Below are 17,268 nucleotides of genomic sequence, written 5' to 3'. Positions count from 1 at the left end.
CCCCTTGCTCATCAGCGTCAGGCTCATCGGCATCAGGCTCATAGGCGTCAGGCGGACTGGCGTGCGATCAAATCCCCAGCACGCGCCGCATCGTGTCGGCGCCGGCGCCGCTGTCGGCGAAATCGTCGAACGCGCGCTCGGTGACCCGGATCAGATGGTCGCGGATGAAGGCGGCCCCCTCGCGCGCGCCGTCTTCCGGATGCTTCAGGCAGCACTCCCACTCCAGCACCGCCCAGCCCGGGAAATCGTATTGGGCCAGCTTGGAGAAGATCGCCTTGAAATCGATCTGGCCGTCGCCGAGCGAGCGGAACCGGCCGGGGCGATCGATCCAGTCCTGATAGCCGCCGTAGACGCCGCTGCGCGCATCGCTGCGGTACTCGGCGTCCTTGACGTGGAAGATGCCGATGCGCTCGTGATAGCGGTCGATGAAGCCCAGGTAATCCATCCGCTGCAGCAGCAGGTGGCTGGGGTCGTACAGGATCTTTGCGCGCGGATGCCGGTCGACGGTTTCCAGGAAACGCTCGAAGGTCGCGCCGTCGTGCAGGTCTTCGCCCGGATGGATCTCGTAGCACACGTCCACGCCGCAGGCGTCGAACGCATCCAGGATCGGGCGCCAGCGGCGGCCGAGCTCGCGGAAGGCTTCCTCGACCAGGCCGGCCGGCCGTTGCGGCCAAGGGTAGAAGTACGGCCAGGCCAGCGCGCCGGAAAAGGTCGCGTGCGCGGTCAGGCCGAGGCGCCGGCTGGCTTGCGCGGCCAGCAGCAACTGCTCGACCGCCCAGGCCTGGCGCGCGGGCGGATCGCCGCGCTTTTCCGGCGGGGCGAAACCGTCGAACAAGATGTCGTAGGCTGGATGCACCGCGACCAGTTGCCCCTGCAAGTGCGTGGACAGCTCGGTGATGCGGATGCCGTGGCGGGCGAGAGTGGCGGCGACCTCGTCGCAATAGGCCTGGCTGCGCGCGGCTTCGGCCAGATCGAACAGGTGCGGCGCGTTGGTCGGGACTTGTACGCCACAATAGCCCAGGCCGGCGGCCCATTCGGCCAGCGTGTCCAACCGATCGAACGGAGGCTTGTCACCGATGAACTGGGCGAGGAACAGCGCTGGACCCTTGAGCGTTTTCATGGAAATCCGCCTGATGCAATCGATTGCAATTCTAGCATGGGGTCGCCAGGATGATCGTTGTGCAACGCAGCGAGGGCCGATGGACTGAGGCATGGCGACCATTTACGACATCGCAAGGCAGGTCGGCGTCTCGGCCGGCACCGTGTCGCGCGCGCTGTCGCGGCCGGAGAAGGTGCTGCCGGCCACGCGCCAGCGCATCGAGGAAGCGGCCGCCGCGCTGGGCTACGTGCCCAACACGGTGGCGCGCACGCTCAAGACCCAGCGCAGCGGCAAGATCCTGGTCACCGTTCCGGACATCGCCAACCCGTTCTTCGCCCAGATCCTGCAGGGCGCCGAAGAGGCCGCGCAGGCCGCCGACTACGCCGTGCTGCTCGGCGATACCCAGAACCGGCCGGACCGGGAAGAACGCTACGCGCAGATGTTGCCGCGCAACGAAGCCGACGGCCTGATCGTGCTGGGCCACCGGCTGCCGCCGACGGCGCAGGACATCGTCAAGCGGCTCGGCGCCGCCGCGCCGGTGGTCAACGGCTGCGAGTTCGATCCGGCGCTGGGCATTCCCAGCGTCCACATCGACAACGCGGCCGCTGCGCGCACCGCGATGGAACATCTGTATGGATTAGGCCATCAGCGGATCGCCGTGGTCGGCGGGCCGCCCGACAATCCGCTGCATCGACAGCGCCTGGAAGGCGTGGAAGCCGCCGCCAGGGCGCGCGGCCGTTTGCGTCAGCTGAAAATCGCCCCGGGCGACTTTTCCATCGAATCCGGCTACGCCGCCGCGAAAAAGCTGCTGGGGCAGCAGACCGCGCCGACCGCCGCGTTCTGCTTCAGCGACCAGATGGCGCTCGGCGTCCTCGCCGCGTGCAGGGACCTGGGCATCCGCGTGCCGCAGGACTTCTCGATCGTCGGCTTCGACGACCTGGCCTCGTCGCGCTATCTCAACCCGCCGCTGACGACGATCAGCCAGCCGATGCGCGAGATCGGCGTACGCGCCGTCAACCTGCTGCTGGCGATCATCGAGGCGGTGGAGGTGCCGCACCAGCAGACCTTGGATTTCGGCTTGATGTTGCGCGGGTCGACGGCCGCCGCTCGCTGATGGATCGCTGCGGCGATGCAGGGAAAGCGTCGCAGCCGGCGCGACCACGGCATAACGGCTGATCGCCAAAATACATCCAAGACGTTGAGGCCGAGGCTGGCGTGCCGCCCTTGGGGGCTGACGCCGCCAGCCTCGGCGGTGCCGCGGCCGCGATCACACCGGCGGGCGGCGTCCGCGGAAGAACGAAACCACGGCGAGGATCAGGAACACGACGAACAGGATCCAGGCGATCTGGCTCGCGGCGCCGGCGATTCCGGTAAAGCCCAGGACGCCGGCGATAAGCGCGACGACCAGGAAGATCAGTGCGTAATGAAGCATGGGCTAGCTCCTTGAGCAGTGTCCGCTGCGTTTGGATCAGCGGATACGCATGCGATCGGAGGTATCGGAGGTAGCGGCGAAGGCCGCCAAGCGTTCCGTCCTGGATTTTTTCTGGCTCCAGATGCGCACCCACACCGCCGCGACGACCTCGCGCGCGCGAACCCAATCCAGGCGGGAGTCCTTGCCGGTGCGGCGATAGCGGGACTCCAATTCGTCCAGCATTTCCACCACATCGCGGCCGTTGGCCTTCAGGCAGGCGTCGATACCGATTTGCAGAGCGGGCTTCACATCGTCCCAGCGCATGTACCGGCAATGCGGCAGGTCCCGGTAGCGCGTGCGCCAGTGCGCGATCTCGGCGTCGGCGTCCACTACAAGCGCGGTGTGGCGATCAGTCTCGTACGCGTGCATTCCCATCGTTTGCGGCCTCGATTGGCTGAAGAGAGGGTGGTCCCCTGAGGCGGTCGAACCTAGGTGAGCCGACGTAGGCGCAACGTGAACTTGCTGAAGTTGTAACGGACTTCTTTTTTTGACTTAACCGTTTAATTCGAATTCGCGATTTTCATCACATAACGCATTGAGGAATGAGCGCTGGGACGTTTCGGCTGCGCGCTGATCGAATCGTCCGGATCTCTCGCGCGATGGTCGAGCGCCAAGCGCCCGCGGACAGCGGTGAGTGCGGTAAAGGGACGAGCTCGGCCTTGATCGCTGGGTCGCCCCGACTCGCGGGCGACGCCAACCTCGATGCGGCAACCGCGTCGAAATGAGTGCAGACCATTCCGGCCGATCGAGTCCGCCGACGCGATGCCGAGTTTTCCTGCGCGGGTGCTCTCGCCGAACGGCGGCTGTTTATCGATTCGCGAAAAGCTGCCGGCCGATGAGGTGCTCACGTCGCCGGCGGCTCGCAGTGGCGAGGGACGACGCGGTGACGATCCGGATCTGACGATCGGGATCCGGCCCAACTGCCGGATTGCGACAATTGCAGGCTATTGCCATGTCCCGGCGCTTGGTCTCATGATTGAACGCTGTGCCCTGGGGAGGGACGCATGCAGCGCGCAGCGTGCCCCAGGCGGAACCTTCCACACGTGAGCGCCACCCAACGACACCCGGTCGCGGCATGGCAGGCGGGCGCGCTTGCGCTCGTGATCGCGTTGACCGTGATCGTTCCGGCGCTCGTCCTGCGCGGCGCCGGCGATGCGGCCAAGCGCTCGTCGGATATGGTCCGGCATACCCTGGAAGTCGATGCGCAGGCGCAATCGCTCGCGCTGCACGTCCGCGACACCGAGGCGGCCGCGCTGTCGCTCGCCGCCGGCGTCGACACGCCGCGCCTGCGCGAGCGCCTCGCCGCCAGCCGCCGACAGATCGGCGTGGCGATGGCCGCCTTGCAGCGCCTCACCGAGGACAATCCGGAACAGCAGCGCAGACTGGGCGAACTGCAGAACCAGGTGAGCCTGCGCCTGGGCAATATGGACGTGGTGGCGCAGGCGGGGCGGGCCGCGACCCACGCCCAGGTCGACGCCGCCGTGCGCCAGTACCCGGTCGGCGATCTCATCGCCAAGGTCATCGCCGAGGAGCGCGGCCTGCTGGCCCGGCGCGCGCAGCAATACCAGCAGCGCAGCGCCGTGACCGAACTCACCCGCTGGCTGGCGGTCGCCGTCCAGGTGCTGCTGCTCGGCTTGGCCGCCGGTTACGCCGTGCGCCAGCTGCGCCGGCGAGTCGGCGCCGAGCGCGATGCCGCCGAGGCCAACGCGCATGCGGCGCTGGTCCTGGATACGGTGCGCGAGCCGATCGCGGTGGTCGACGACCGCTCTCGCCTGGTGTTGTTCAATCTCGCTTTCTCCGAACTGTACGGATTGCCGCCCGACGCGAACGGCCGCGCGCTCGCCCAGATCGAGGGCGGCGCCTGGGCCGATGAGGAGACGGTGCGGCGGCTGGGCGACGTCATGTCGCGCGGCCGCGAAATGTGGGACTACGAGTGCGAGCAGACCACCGCCGACGGGGTTCGCCGCACCATGCTCATCAACGCGCGCCGGATGCCCTCGGGCGAGCATCGCGACCGCACGGTGATGATCGCGGCCACCGACATCAGCACGCGGCGGGCCAGCGAAAACCGCATCCACGAGCTCAATCGCCAGTTGGAAGGCAAGATCGAGCAGGTCTCGGAAGTCAACCGCGAACTGGAAGCCTTCAGCTATTCGGTGTCGCACGACCTGCGCGCGCCGCTGCGCCATACCGCGGGCTTCGCCGACAAGCTGCAGCGCCACCTGGGCGAGGCCGCGGACGAGAAGAGCCGGCATTATCTCGGGGTGATTTCGACCTCCGCCAAGCGGATGTCGCATTTGATCGACGACCTGCTGGTGTACTCGCGGCTCGGGCGCAGCGCCTTGCGCTTGCAGTCGGTCGACATGCAGACGCTGGTCCAGGACACGCGCTCGATGCTCGACGCGAACCTGAAGCTCGACCAGCCCGAGCGCAACGTCGAATGGCGGATCGGCCCGATGCCGGTCGTGGTCGGCGACGAAAACATGCTGCGCCAGGTCTGGCTCAACCTGCTGGGCAACGCGGTCAAGTACAGCGCCCAGCGCCAGCCGGCGACGATCGAAGTGAGCCACGCGTACGACGCCGACCGCAATCACCTGTTCACCGTGCGCGACAACGGCGCCGGCTTCGACATGGCGTATGCCGGCAAGCTGTTCGGCGTGTTCCAGCGGCTGCACTCGGCGACCGAGTTCCCCGGCACCGGCATCGGCCTGGCCACCGTGCGCCGCGTGGCCTCGCGCCACGGCGGCCGCGTCTGGGCCGAGGGGCGTCCCGACGAAGGCGCCAGCTTCTTCCTGCTTCTTCCTGCTTCCGACCAACCCATCACCGAGCGGCTGCCTGCATGACCGAACTGCGTACGATCCTCCTGGCCGAAGACAGCCCGTTCGATGCCGAAATGGCCATCGACGCATTGCGCGACGCCAATCTGTTGAACCCGGTGGTCCACGTCAACGACGGCGTCGAGGCACTCGATTACCTGTATCGGCGCGGCGCGTTCGCCGGCCGCACCGATGGCGACCCGTCGGTGGTCCTGCTCGATATCAAGATGCCGCGCATCGACGGGCTGGAGGTCTTGGCCGAGATGCGCAAGGACGACAAGCTGCGCATGTTGCCGGTGGTGATCTTGTCCTCGTCGCGCGAAGAAGCCGACCTGGTGCGCAGTTGGGGCCTCGGCGTGAACGCCTACGTGGTCAAGCCGGTCGACGTCGACCAGTTCTTCGACGCCGTCAGGACGCTGGGACGTTTCTGGGCGGTGCTCAACGAACCGCTGGAAGCCAACTGAGGCCATCGGCATGACCTGGCGCCTGCTGTTCGTCGACGACACCGAAGAGGACGTCGAATTGGCCGAGTTCGCGCTGGGCGAGTTGCCGGCGCCGTGGACGCGGCGGCGCGTCGCCACCCGCGACGAGCTGATCGCCGCCCTGCGCGACTACGACCCGCATCTGGTCCTGTGCGACCTGAACTTGCCGGGCTTTTGCTGGCAGGAGGCCCGCCAGATCGTTTTCGCCGCGGCGCCCGCGCCGCAGTTCGCGATTCTGACCGGCGCGGTGGAACAAGCCGAGCACCTGTCCGGGCTGCCGATCTGGGACAAGAACCGCCTCGATCGGCTGCCCGTCGATGTATCGGAATTGCTCATGCCGTCGCCGGCCGCCGCCGCGTTGACGGCATAGCCGGCCCGGGCCCGGCGATATCGCGGCCGGCGACTCGATCCGCACCACCCGAAGCGTCCGCTACGCGCGCCGGATTCGGGCCGGGATTTACGCAGGCTCTTCGGCCGGCTCGAACGAGGGCAGGACGCGCAAGCCCAGCGCGGCGGTGAAGGTCGCCCCGGCCTGCCACGAAGCCAGCCCGGCCCAGGCGCGCTCGACCACTTCGTTGACCAGGGCCAGATCGCTCAGGTCGCCCTTGATGACCAGCGCGTACAACTCTTTCGCGCCGTCCGGCGCCGGCAGCCGCGCGGCCTCTTCCAGCACCGTGCCGAAGGTCGCGTAGGGGTAGCGCGCGGCCAGTCCGGTCACCAGCGCCAGATGCATGGCGAAGGTGCCGGCGATCATCGCGTGCGGCGCGGAGCGGTTGCGCAGCTTTCCGATCAGTTCGTACAAGGTGCCCGAGACGATCCGCGCCATCGCCCGTTCGACCATGTCCGGATCCGGATGGGTGGCGACCTCGCGCAACCGGGCGAGCAGGTTTTCGTTGCCCGGCGAAGCCCACACCACGTGCGAGTAGACGAACTTGCCGCGGCTGATCGGCCAGCTCTCGTCGACCTCGCGCGCCAGCGCTTCGGCGGCGCTGCGCGAGAGCAGATACACCAACGCCTTGCCGGGGCCGTAGACCCATTCGACCGGCTTCTGGAACTTCGCCCCGTACACCTCGTCGTCGATGACGCCCCACAGGTCGATGTCCGAGTACGGGCGCGCTTCGCCGCGCGCGGTCGAGCCGTACAGGACCAGATGCTGCAGGCGTTCGCCGAAGCGTTCGCGCATGGACTCGATGATCAGCGCGTACAGCGCGTTGCGTTCGTCGGCGCTGACCGCGCGCGGCCCGGAAAAGACGTCGTCCAGTCTGCCGATGGGGAGTTGGTATTCCATAAGGTGATCGATCTTGCTCCATGGGATGCGGTTGCGAACTTGCGTTTCGATGCTGGCAGGTGCCCCGTGCGCGCCAAGCCCGTCCACGTCGGCGTTCGCGCAGTTGTAACGATGGCTTTCGCTGCTGCGACGGCGCGGCCGGCTCAGCCGCGCTGCTCGCCCAGGCTGCGTTCCCACGCCAGCGAACTGGCGACGATCAAGTCGATGTCGTCGCAGCGCGGCGCCCAGCCGAGCAGCTCGCGGATCCGGTACGCATCGGCGATCAGCGAAGGCGGATCGCCGGCCCTGCGCGGATGCTCGACCACCGGGATCGGCGCGCCGTGCACGCGTTCGAGCGCGCGCAGCACCTCGCGCACCGAGGCGCCGCGCCCGTATCCGCAGTTGAGCACGACCGGGTCGCCGCCGCGGCGCAGGTAGTCCAGCGCATCGGCGTGGGCGCGGGCGAGGTCGTCCACGTGGATGTAGTCGCGCACGCCGGTGCCGTCGGGCGTGGCGAAGTCGGTGCCGTACACCGCGATGCTCTCGCGCTTGCCGGTGGCGACTTCGCACGCGGCCTTGATCAGCAAGGTGGCGTTGCGGGTGGAATGGCCGATGCGGCCGCGCAGGTCGCTGCCGGCGACGTTGAAATAGCGCAGCACCGCGTAGCGCAGTCCGGTCGCTGCGGCGAGATCGCGCAGCATCCACTCGCTCATCAGCTTGGACGCGCCGTAGGGATTGATCGGCGCGGTCGGAGTGTCCTCGCGCGCGATCCCGGAGGCCGGCATGCCGTACACCGCCGCCGACGAGGAGAACACGAAGTTGGCCACGCCCGCCTGCGCGCAGCAGCTGAGCAGGGTGTGGGTGGCGCAGGTGTTGCCGGCGTAATAGCGCAGCGGATCGCGTACCGACTCCGGCGCGATCGTGCGCGCGGCCAGGTGCAGCACCGTATCGACGTCGTAGTCGCGCAGCACCCGCGCGACGGTGGCGGCGTCGCCGACGTCGCCCACGACCAGCTCGGCGCCGAGCACCGCCTGGGCGTGGCCGGTGCTGAGGTCGTCGAGCACGACCATGCGCTCGCCGCGTTCGGCCAGTTGCAACACCACGTGGCTGCCGACGTAGCCGGCGCCGCCGGTGATCAGGATCGCTCCGCCGCGGCGGGAGGAGGGCGTCGCGCTCAAGCCGGCCGCTCCGCGGCGCGGCCGGCAGCGGGCGCGCCGATCGGCTCGGACGACGGTGTCGGCAGCGGGCGGGATGGTTCGATCGTCGCAATCACCGCGGGTCCCCCTCCATGTGTCGACGCGGCCTTCCGTCGCGCCGCGCGACAGCGAGACTAATCCAGTCCTCGCCGCCGCGCGAGCCCCGCCGGCGGCTGCCGCGGCGCGGCTTGACCGTCTAAACGGTCGTGCTAGAGTCGGCTGGCGCTTGGGGAGCGCTGCGGCGGGGGCCTGGTCGCGATCCGTGCCGAAGGCGGGCGCCGCCGAAGGAAACGCTGCGAACACTCGACGAACGACCGTGCGCACCCGGTGCCCGCGCGGTCGTCGCGTCTGCGCGCTCGGCGCCGCACCGGATCGAACCGCCCGTCGCGCCGTCCTTGCTGCAGCCATTCGGAGAAGGCCTGCATGTCCCAGGCACCGCTGTCGTTGGATCGCTACCTGCGAGAACACTACGAGGCCGTGCCGGGCATGTCGTCGGCGTTCGCCGCGCGCGCCTGCGCGAGCTTGATGCAAGTCCAGGCCGGGCAGGGCTGGCGCGGCGACGTCGCCGAAATCGGCGCGTTCGAAGGGCGCTTCCTGATCGCGCTGACGCTGGGCCTGCAGGCCGGCGAGCGGGCGCTGGCGATCGACCGGTTCGACTGGCCCGACATCCACGTCGGCCTGCGGCTGAGCGAACGCCTGCGCCGGTTCGGCCTGACCGACCGGGTCGAGACGATCTGCGCCGACAGCCGGCGCCTGCGCCCGCACCGGCTCACCGGCCCCGACGGCGCGCGCGCGATCCGCCTGTTCCATATCGACGGCGACCATCAGGCCTCGTCGCTGGCCCAGGACATGGCGCTGGCGTTCGCGTGCATGGCGCCGTGGGGCGTGGTCTGCCTGGACGACATGCTCAGTCCGGCGTATCCCGAGCTCGGCATCGCGGTGGCGCAGGCGCTGCAGGCGCATCCGCAATGGACGGTGTTCTGCGTGCTCGACCGCGAGGACATCGCCGCGGCGGCGAAGTTCCTGCTGTGCCGGCAGGACTACGCGCAACCTTATGCAGACGCTTTGACGCAGAGTTTCCCCCATCGCGTTTGGGGCATGGCCGCACAGTTCTCGCAGCATCGCGCGCTGGTGCTGTCGCCGCAGCCGCGACTGACGCGCTTCAACCCCGGCGGCAGCGTCGATCGCATCCAGTGAGACGGCGTCGGCGGTGCGCGCATACGTCAGCGCATGCTGTCGGCCGCGCGCTCGCGCGACCGTCGCCGCGGCGCTGAATGCGCGGCCATGTCGGCGCGAATTCGCACGATTTACGCAAGGACAAGCATGAACAGGAGCGCGCGGTTGGCGGCGTTCGAACGCGCGCGAAGCGGTCGGGCAATCGACGCGTCGACACGCCTTGACGAAGCACCGGCAATCGTACGAGGATGCCAAACGTTGTAGCGTAGCGTGCCATTGCATGCCGCCTTCAATGCATGCTGGCTCAGGGCGCGTCACGTCAGTTCTCGACATGGACCACAGGATGTCTGCGCAGCGATGTTTGAACTCCCGCTCGTTCCATCGCCTGCGCGCGTCTTCGACGGCCGCGCCCGCACGCTGCGATCGCAAGCGCACTCAGGCCGCTCGCGGACCTGTCAAAACCGACAGGCGAGCCGGATCGGCGCCCGCCGCGGGCCGTTACACTCGTGCGCGCCGCGCCGCCGCGGCGAATCCGTTTCCGCGCATCGAGCGACGGCCCCGTCCGGCCAACCCCGCAACGACTGAATTTCCCACGGCGTCGCGGTCGCGACAGCGACCTCGCCGGCGTCCGCGCCGGCACAACCGCCGCGGGCCCGGGGCGGGACGCGACGCGTAGGGCACGCCCGCGCCAGCCTGTGCGGGATCGATGGGATCGATGGGATCGATATTTGGTCGTACCGGGAGTTTCGAAGGATGCGGAACCAGCGCTCTTACATCATCTGCACGACCATGCGCAGCGGCAGCACGATGCTCGCCAGCGGCTTGCGCGAGACCGGCATCGCCGGACGCCCGGACGAATACTTCGCGCCGCCGGTGCGCCTGCCGCAGGCGCAGGTGTTCGACATGCAGCCCGAGCGCTACCGCGAACTGCTGGAAGAACAGCGCCGCGCGCATCCGGCCGAACAGGTGCTGCGCGAAATAGTGGAAGCCGGCACCACCGACAACGGCGTGTTCGGCGTCAAGATCCACTTCCAGCGTCCGTTCTCCGATTTCCATAACGCGGTGGAAGTGCTGCAGGCGTATTTCGGCGACAAGCTCGCATCGCCGCATGAACTGTTCAGCCGCGCGTTCCCGCGCCTGTCCTACATCTGGCTGCGCCGCGCCGACCGGGTCGCGCAGGCGGTGTCGCTGTTCAAGGCGATCAAGACCAGCGAGTTCGTGCGCGTCGCCGGCAGCACCGACCCGGTGTTGCCGGTCGCCGCGGAAGATTTCGACTTCGCCATGATCCGGCGCCTGGCCGACTGGCTGCAGAGCGGCGACGACGGCTGGCGCGCGTTCTTCAAGCGCCACCGGATCGAGCCGATGATCGTCGACTACGAAGACCTGGCGGCCAATTACGAACCCACGCTGCGCTCGGTCCTGGATTACCTGAATCTGTCGGCGCAGCGCCCGGACATCGCCCGCACCCGCCATCGTCGCCAGGCCGACGAGATCTCCGAACAGTGGGCGGCGCGCTATCGCGAGATGCATGGGTGACTGAGGACGCACACGATCCTGCGCCCGCCAGCGACAACGCCGCGACCGGCCCGAGCGACGAGGCCGCCGCTGCGCCGTCGCTGGTGGAGCGCTTCGAAGCCCAGGCCGCGCGCTCGCCCGACGCGGTAGCGCTGGTCTGCGGCGACGAGCGCGTCAGCTATCGCCAGTTGCAGGCGCGCGCGGCGACGCTGGCGCGCTGCCTGCAACACGCCGGCGTCGGCCCGGGCGACATCGTCGGCCTGTGCCTGGAGCGTTCGCCGATGCTGGTGGCGGCGACCCTGGCGGTGCTGCGCGCCGGCGCGGCCTATCTGCCGATCGACCCGCGCACGCCGCCGGCGCGCATCGCCTTCATGCTCGAGGACTGCGCGGCGCCGCTGCTGCTGACCGAGGCCGACCTGTGCGCGCAGCCGCAACCGTCCGGTCGCCGCGTGCTGCGCCTGGACCGCGATTGGGAGCAGATCGAATCGGCCGCGGCCGCCGCGCCGGCGCGGCCGTTCGCGGCCGGCGAACTGGCTTATGTGATCTACACCTCCGGTTCGACCGGCCAGCCCAAGGGCGTGCCGGTGCCGCAGGCCAACGTGACCGCCTTGTTCGACGCCGCGCAGCCGCGCTTCGGCTTCGGCGCGCACGACGTATGGAGCCTGTTCCATTCCTACGCCTTCGATTTTTCGGTGTGGGAACTGTGGGGCGCGCTGCTCTACGGCGGCCGCCTGGTGCTGGTGCCGGCGCAGGTCGCGCGCGATTCGCAGGCGTTCTACCGGCTGGCCAGCGACGAGGGCGTCACCGTCCTCAACCAGACGCCGTCCGCGTTCGCCCAGTTCGCCGCGGTCGACGAATCGATGCGCCTGCCGCTGCAGTTGCGGCTGGTGATCTTCGGCGGCGAGGCGCTGCGCTTCGGCGAGCTGCGCGGCTGGTTCGAGCGTCACGGCGACGCGCGGCCGCAACTGGTCAACATGTACGGCATCACCGAGACGACCGTGCACGTCACCGAGCGCGACGTCGCCGCGGCCGAAGCGGTGCGTGCGCCGGCCAGCCTGATCGGCCGCGCCTTGCCGCACCTGCGCCTGTTCGTCCTCGACGAGTCGCTGCGCCCGGTCGCCGACGGCGAAGCGGGGGAGTTGTGCGTCAGCGGCGCCGGTCTGGCCTGGGGCTATCTCAACCGCGCCGCGCTGACCGCGGCGCGCTTCGTCGCCAGTCCGTTCGGCCACGGCGAACGGCTGTACCGCAGCGGCGATCTCGCCCGGCGCACCGCCGACGGCGATATCGAATACCTCGGCCGGCTCGACCAGCAGGTCAAGCTGCGCGGGTTCCGGATCGAACTGGGCGAGATCGAGGCCGCGCTGCTGCGCCATCCCGGCGTGCGCCAGGCGGTGGTGACCAAGCGCGACGGCGACGGCCAGCCGCGCCTGGTCGCCTACGTCGTCGCCGAACCGGCCCAGGCCGAGGGCGCGGCCGCGCGCGCGGACGACAGCGTCGGCCAATGGCAGGCGCTTTACCAGGACACGTACCGGCCCGAACAGGACGCCGATTTCCGTCCCAGCTTCGTCGGCTGGCACAGCAGCTACACCGGCGCGCCGATCGAACTGGCGCAGATGCGGCAATGGCTCGACGCCACCGCCGAGCGGGTGCTGGCGCGGCGGCCGCAGCGCCTGCTGGAGATCGGCTGCGGCGTCGGCCTGGTGCTGGAGCGGCTGGCGCCGCATTGCCGGTCGTATGTCGCCACCGATCTGTCCTCGGTCGCGATCGGCCGCCTGCAGCGTTGGCTGGGCGCGAGCGAAGGGCTGGAGCACGTGCGCCTGTCGGCGCAGCCCGCCGACGATTTCGCCGGCCTGCCCGACGGCTTCGATACGGTGGTGCTGAACTCGGTCGTGCAGTACTTCCCCAGCGCCGACTATCTGATCGAGGTGCTGCGCCAGGCCAGCGAACGGGTCGTGGCGGGCGGACGCATCTTCGTCGGCGACGTGCGCCACCACGGGCTGATGCGCGCCTTCCACGCCTCGGTGCAGTTCGCCAAGGCCGACGACGGGGCCGACGCCGCACGACTGCGCGCGGCGATCGAACGCGGCATGCGCCAGGACAAGGAACTGCTGCTGGGGCCGGAATTCTTCCGCGCCTTGCCGCAGCGGCTGGCCAACATCGGCGCAGTCGAAATCCTGCTCAAGCGCGGCGACGCCGACAACGAGCTCAACCAATACCGCTACGACGTCTGGCTGCACGTCGGGCCGCGCGCGGCGGCGCCGCCGGCCGAACCGTGGCGCGCGCAGGGCGACGACGCGCTGGCCGAACTGGATGCGCATCTGGCGCGGCAGCGGCCGCCGCGGTTGCGGGTCGAGTTGGTCAACGCGCGCCTGAGCGCGGATCTGCGCCGCCTGGCCCTGCTCGACGAAGCCGCGCCGACGCTGTCGTGGCGCGAATTGAACGAACGCGCCGGCGCGTCGGCCGTCCCCGGGGTCCAGCCCGAAGCCTTGTGGCGCCTGGGCGAACGCCACGGTTACCGGGTCGCGATCGCCTGGTCCGAGGATTCGCCGGGGCAGCTGCGGGCGACGTTCTGCGACCCGGACGCGGCCGGGCAGGGCGATGCCGGCCAGGGCGCCGAGTGCGCCGAGTTCGCCGAGCCGCTCGATGCGGACCCGCGCGCCTACGCCAACGACCCGCTCGCCGCCGCCGCCCAGCACGCGTTCGTGCGCGGCCTGCGCGAGCACCTGCGCGGCATCCTGCCCGAGCACATGCTGCCGGCCGCGACCGTGGTGCTGCCGGCATTGCCGCTGACGGTCAACGGCAAGGTCGACAAGGCGCGGCTGCCGGCGCCGGAAGAGCGCCCCGACATCGCCGACTACGCCGAGCCGCATACCGCGCTGCAGCGCAGCCTGGCCGGCATCTTCGCCGAAGTGCTGCGGCTGGACCGGGTCGGCCTGCACGACGACTTCTTCGAACTCGGCGGCCATTCGCTGCTGGCGATGCGGGTGATCGCGCAGTTGCGCGCGCAGTTGGCGCTGGAGCTGCCGCTGCGCGCGATCTTCGACCACCCCACGGTCGCCGCGCTGGAACAGGCGGTCCTGGAGCAAGCGCCGCCGTCCGCCGGCGCCGCGCCGCCGCTGACGCCGCATCCGGACCGCGAATCCATCGCCCTGTCGTTCGCGCAGGAGCGGCTGTGGTTCCTGGAGCAGCTCGGCACGGTCGGCGCCGCCTACCACGTGCCGCTGGCGTTCCGGATCCGCGGCGCGCTCGACCGCAACGCGCTCGACGCGGCGCTGGCGCAGTTGCTGCAACGCCACGAAATGCTGCGCACGCGCTTCGTGCTCGACGGCGAGGAGCCGCGCCAGAAGATCGATCCGGCGCCGACGCAGCCGCTGTCGGTCGAGGACCTCAGCGCACTGGATCCGGCCCGGGCGCAGGCGTTCGTGGACGACCGGCTGGAGCGCGAAGCGCTGCACCGCACCGACCTGGAGCGCGGGCCGCTGTTCCGCGCCCAGTTGCTGCGGCTGAGCGAGCGCGAGCACGTGCTGATCCTGGCCGCGCACCACATCGCCGCCGACGGCTGGTCGCACAGCGTGCTGCTCGGCGAGCTCGGCGCGCTCTACGAGGCGCATGCGCGCGGCGCCGAGCCGGCGCTGCCGCCGCCGCGCCTGCAGTACGCCGACTACGCCATGTGGCAGCGCCGCTGGCTGCAGGCGCCGCAGCTCGCGCAGCAATTGCGCTACTGGACCGCGCAGCTCGCCGACGCGCCGGAACTGATCGCGTTGCCGAGCGACCGGCCGCGTCCGCCGAGCGCGAGCTTCGCCGGCGCCGTGCACCGCTTCGAGCTGCCCGCGGCGCTGGCGCGGCGGCTGCCGGGCTTCGCGCGCGAACACGGCGCCACCGCCTTCATGGTGCTGCTGGCCGCGTTCCAGGCGCTGCTGGCGCGCTGGAGCGGAAGCGGCGACATCGTCGTCGGCACGCCCACCGCCGGCCGCACCCATCGCGACACCGAGCCGCTGATCGGGCTGTTCATCAATACCCTGGCGCTGCGCGCACGGGTCGACACCGGCGCCAGCTTCGCCGCGCTGCTGGCCCAGGCCAAGGACGCCGCGCTGGCCGCGTTCGCCCATCAGGAGCTGCCGTTCGAACAGCTGGTGGCCGCGCTCAAGCCGCATCGCGACCTGTCGCGGCAGCCGATCGTGCAGGTGATCTTCGCCCTGCAGAACACTCCGCCGACCGCGCTGCGGCTGGCCGGCGCGCAGACCGAGCGGATCGACCTGCCGAGCCGCAGCGCCAAGTACGATCTGACCTTGAACCTGATCGAGGCGGACGGGCGGCTCAGCGCCGAGATCGAATACGCCACCGACCTGTTCGATGCCGCCACCATCGTCCGCCTCGGCGACATGTACGCGGCGCTGCTGGACGCGGCGATGGCCGACCCGGCGCAAGCGGTGTCGCGGCTGCGCCTGGGCGCCGCGCCGGCGCCGGTGCGGGCCGCCGCGACCACGGACGCGACCGTCTGCGACCTGTTCGCGGCGCAGGCCGCGCGCACCCCGGATGCGCCGGCGCTGGAGTCCGCCGGCGCGCGGCTGAGCTATGCCGAACTGGACCGGCGCGCGCAGCGCATGGCGCGGCACCTGCGCCGGCGCGGCATCGGCGCCGGCGATCTGGTCGCGGTAGTGTCCGATCACGAGGTCGACACCTTCGTCGCCTTGCTCGCCACGCTCAAGGCCGGCGCGGCCTATCTGCCGCTCGATGCCGCGGCGCCGGCCGAACGCCTGCGCCATGTGCTCGACGACGCGCGGCCGGGCCTGGTCCTGGCCGACGCGGCGGCGCTCGCCGCGCTGCCGCAGCCGTTGCCGCCGGCGCTGTCGTTGCAGGCCTGCGCCGCGGCCGACGACGCCGACGCGCAGCCGTTGCCCGGCCCGGCGCCCGGCGATCTGGCCTACGCGATCTACACCTCCGGCTCGACCGGGACGCCCAAGGGCGTGCTGATCGAACACCGCGGCCTGCGCGATCTGGCCCTGGCCCAGATCGAGCGCTTCGCGCTCGCGCCGCACAGCCGCCTGCTGCAGTTCGCCTCGCTCGGATTCGACGCTTCGGTCTCGGAAGTGTTCACTGCCTGGTGCAGCGGCGCCTGCCTGTGCCTGCCCGGGCGCGCGCACGCGCTGGCCGGCGACGAACTGGCGGCGGTGCTGAACCAGCGCTCGATCAGCCACGTGACCCTGCCGCCGAGCGTGGTGCCCGGCCTGGTCGAGGCCGGCGGCGCGCCGGCGCTGCAGACCCTGGTGGTCGCCGGCGAGGCCTGCCCGGCGGCGATCGTGCGCAGCTGGCCGACGCCGGTGCGCTTCGTCAACGCGTACGGCCCGACCGAAACCACCGTCTGCGCCACCAGCCACGAATGCGACCGCGCCGATCCGCGCGATCCGCCGGTCGGCCGGGGGCTGGCGCACGCGCCGGTGTACGTGCTCGACGACGCCCTGCAGCGCGTGCCCGACGGCGTGGTCGGCGAGATCTTCATCGGCGGCAGCGGCGTGGCCCGCGGCTATCGCGGCAAGGCCGCGCTCACCGCCGAACGTTTCCTCGCCGATCCGTTCGCCGGCGCCGGCGCGCGCATGTACCGCAGCGGCGACCGCGGCCGCATCCGCGCCGACGGCCGCCTGGAATTCCTCGGCCGCATCGACCGCCAGCTCAAGGTCCGCGGCTATCGCATCGAGCCCGGCGAGATCGAGGCCGTGCTGACCGCCGACGAGCGCATCGCCCAGGCCTATGTGCTGGCCCAGGGCGAGCTCGATGGCCGGCGCCTGGTCGCCTACGCGGTGCCGGCGCGGCGTCCGCTCGACGCCGAGGCGGTACTGGCCTCGCTGCGCGGCCGCCTGCCGGCGCATCTGCTGCCGTCGGCGCTGGTGCTGCTGGAGCGCTTCCCGCTGACCGCGCACGGCAAGATCGACCCGTCGGCGTTGCCGCCGGCCGTCGCCGCAGCCAGCGACGACGCAGCCGCCGAGCACCTCGCCCCGCGTACGCCGACCGAGCGCGCGATCGCCGCGATCTGGGTCGATGTGCTCGGCTGCCGTCCGCCCGGACTGCGCGACCGCTTCTTCGCGCTCGGCGGCCATTCGCTGCTGGCGACCCGCGCGGTCGGACGCATCCGCCGCGCCGCCGGGGTCGAGTTCGGCCTGCGCGAGTTCTTCGCCGCCCCCACCCTGGAAGAACTCGCCCGCAGCGTGGACGCGGCGCGCGCCCGCGCGCCCGCGGCGACGCTCGCAG

Annotated in this window: 13 protein-coding genes; 7 read left to right on the top strand and 6 right to left on the bottom strand. The window is 70.5% G+C overall.

The window, feature by feature from the left end:
* Positions 1 to 67: 67 nt before the first annotated feature.
* Positions 68 to 1,120: a sugar phosphate isomerase/epimerase family protein gene (locus A7A76_RS07655; RefSeq protein WP_206410639.1), complete on the bottom strand. Its 1,053-nt coding sequence runs from the start codon at positions 1,118 to 1,120 to the stop codon at positions 68 to 70.
* 91 nt (positions 1,121 to 1,211) lie between these two features.
* On the opposite strand from A7A76_RS07655, the gene A7A76_RS07650 reads away from it, so the two are divergent.
* Positions 1,212 to 2,213, top strand: a complete 1,002-nt coding sequence (locus A7A76_RS07650; protein ID WP_206410638.1) for a LacI family DNA-binding transcriptional regulator — start codon at positions 1,212 to 1,214, stop codon at positions 2,211 to 2,213.
* A 153-nt stretch (positions 2,214 to 2,366) separates the two neighbouring features.
* On the opposite strand, the gene A7A76_RS07645 is transcribed toward A7A76_RS07650, so the two are convergent.
* From A7A76_RS07645 to A7A76_RS07635, 3 genes are all read right to left on the bottom strand, one after another.
* Positions 2,367 to 2,531: a DUF1328 domain-containing protein gene (locus A7A76_RS07645; RefSeq protein ID WP_206410637.1), complete on the bottom strand. Its 165-nt coding sequence runs from the start codon at positions 2,529 to 2,531 to the stop codon at positions 2,367 to 2,369.
* A 36-nt stretch (positions 2,532 to 2,567) separates the two neighbouring features.
* Positions 2,568 to 2,939, bottom strand: coding sequence for a hypothetical protein (locus A7A76_RS07640; RefSeq protein ID WP_206410636.1), 372 nt, complete (start codon positions 2,937 to 2,939; stop codon positions 2,568 to 2,570).
* 131 nt (positions 2,940 to 3,070) lie between these two features.
* Entirely contained in the window at positions 3,071 to 3,418 is a 348-nt protein-coding gene (locus A7A76_RS07635; RefSeq protein WP_206410635.1) for a hypothetical protein, read from the bottom strand.
* A 252-nt stretch (positions 3,419 to 3,670) separates the two neighbouring features.
* Between A7A76_RS07635 and A7A76_RS07630 the strand changes: the two genes are divergently transcribed.
* Genes A7A76_RS07630 through A7A76_RS07620 form a run of 3 tightly spaced genes read left to right on the top strand, consistent with a single transcriptional unit; the run spans position 3,671 to position 6,238 of the window.
* Positions 3,671 to 5,413: a sensor histidine kinase gene (locus tag A7A76_RS07630; RefSeq protein ID WP_343225299.1), complete on the top strand. Its 1,743-nt coding sequence runs from the start codon at positions 3,671 to 3,673 to the stop codon at positions 5,411 to 5,413.
* Entirely contained in the window at positions 5,410 to 5,850 is a 441-nt protein-coding gene (locus tag A7A76_RS07625) for a response regulator (RefSeq protein WP_206410633.1), read from the top strand. The genes A7A76_RS07630 and A7A76_RS07625 overlap by 4 nt, the downstream gene beginning before the upstream one ends.
* A gap of 10 nt (positions 5,851 to 5,860) precedes the next feature.
* A complete protein-coding gene (locus A7A76_RS07620) occupies positions 5,861 to 6,238 on the top strand; it encodes a hypothetical protein (RefSeq protein WP_206410632.1) in 378 nt (125 codons plus the stop codon).
* A gap of 87 nt (positions 6,239 to 6,325) precedes the next feature.
* Here A7A76_RS07620 and A7A76_RS07615 read toward each other — a convergent pair whose 3' ends face one another.
* Both A7A76_RS07615 and galE read right to left on the bottom strand, forming a co-directional pair.
* Entirely contained in the window at positions 6,326 to 7,156 is an 831-nt protein-coding gene (locus A7A76_RS07615) for a kanamycin nucleotidyltransferase C-terminal domain-containing protein (RefSeq protein WP_206410631.1), read from the bottom strand.
* Positions 7,157 to 7,299: 143 nt separating this feature from the next.
* A complete protein-coding gene (gene galE / locus A7A76_RS07610; protein ID WP_241200786.1) occupies positions 7,300 to 8,313 on the bottom strand; it encodes a UDP-glucose 4-epimerase GalE in 1,014 nt (337 codons plus the stop codon).
* Positions 8,314 to 8,754: 441 nt separating this feature from the next.
* On the opposite strand from galE, the gene A7A76_RS07605 reads away from it, so the two are divergent.
* The 3 genes from A7A76_RS07605 to A7A76_RS07595 all read left to right on the top strand — a co-directional run.
* Positions 8,755 to 9,528: a class I SAM-dependent methyltransferase gene (locus A7A76_RS07605; protein WP_206410629.1), complete on the top strand. Its 774-nt coding sequence runs from the start codon at positions 8,755 to 8,757 to the stop codon at positions 9,526 to 9,528.
* 732 nt (positions 9,529 to 10,260) lie between these two features.
* A complete protein-coding gene (locus tag A7A76_RS07600; protein ID WP_206410628.1) occupies positions 10,261 to 11,043 on the top strand; it encodes a Stf0 family sulfotransferase in 783 nt (260 codons plus the stop codon).
* Positions 11,040 to 17,268 (top strand): non-ribosomal peptide synthetase (locus A7A76_RS07595; protein WP_206410627.1); only part of this gene is annotated, 6,229 nt, incomplete at its 3' end. The genes A7A76_RS07600 and A7A76_RS07595, both read left to right, overlap by 4 nt.

It is taken from the genome of Lysobacter enzymogenes (assembly GCF_017168095.1).
Taxonomy (GTDB): Bacteria; Pseudomonadota; Gammaproteobacteria; order Xanthomonadales; family Xanthomonadaceae; genus Lysobacter; species Lysobacter enzymogenes_D.
The sequence above is the reverse complement of the archived record's forward strand: the minus strand, read 5'-3'. Positions and strand labels throughout refer to the sequence as shown.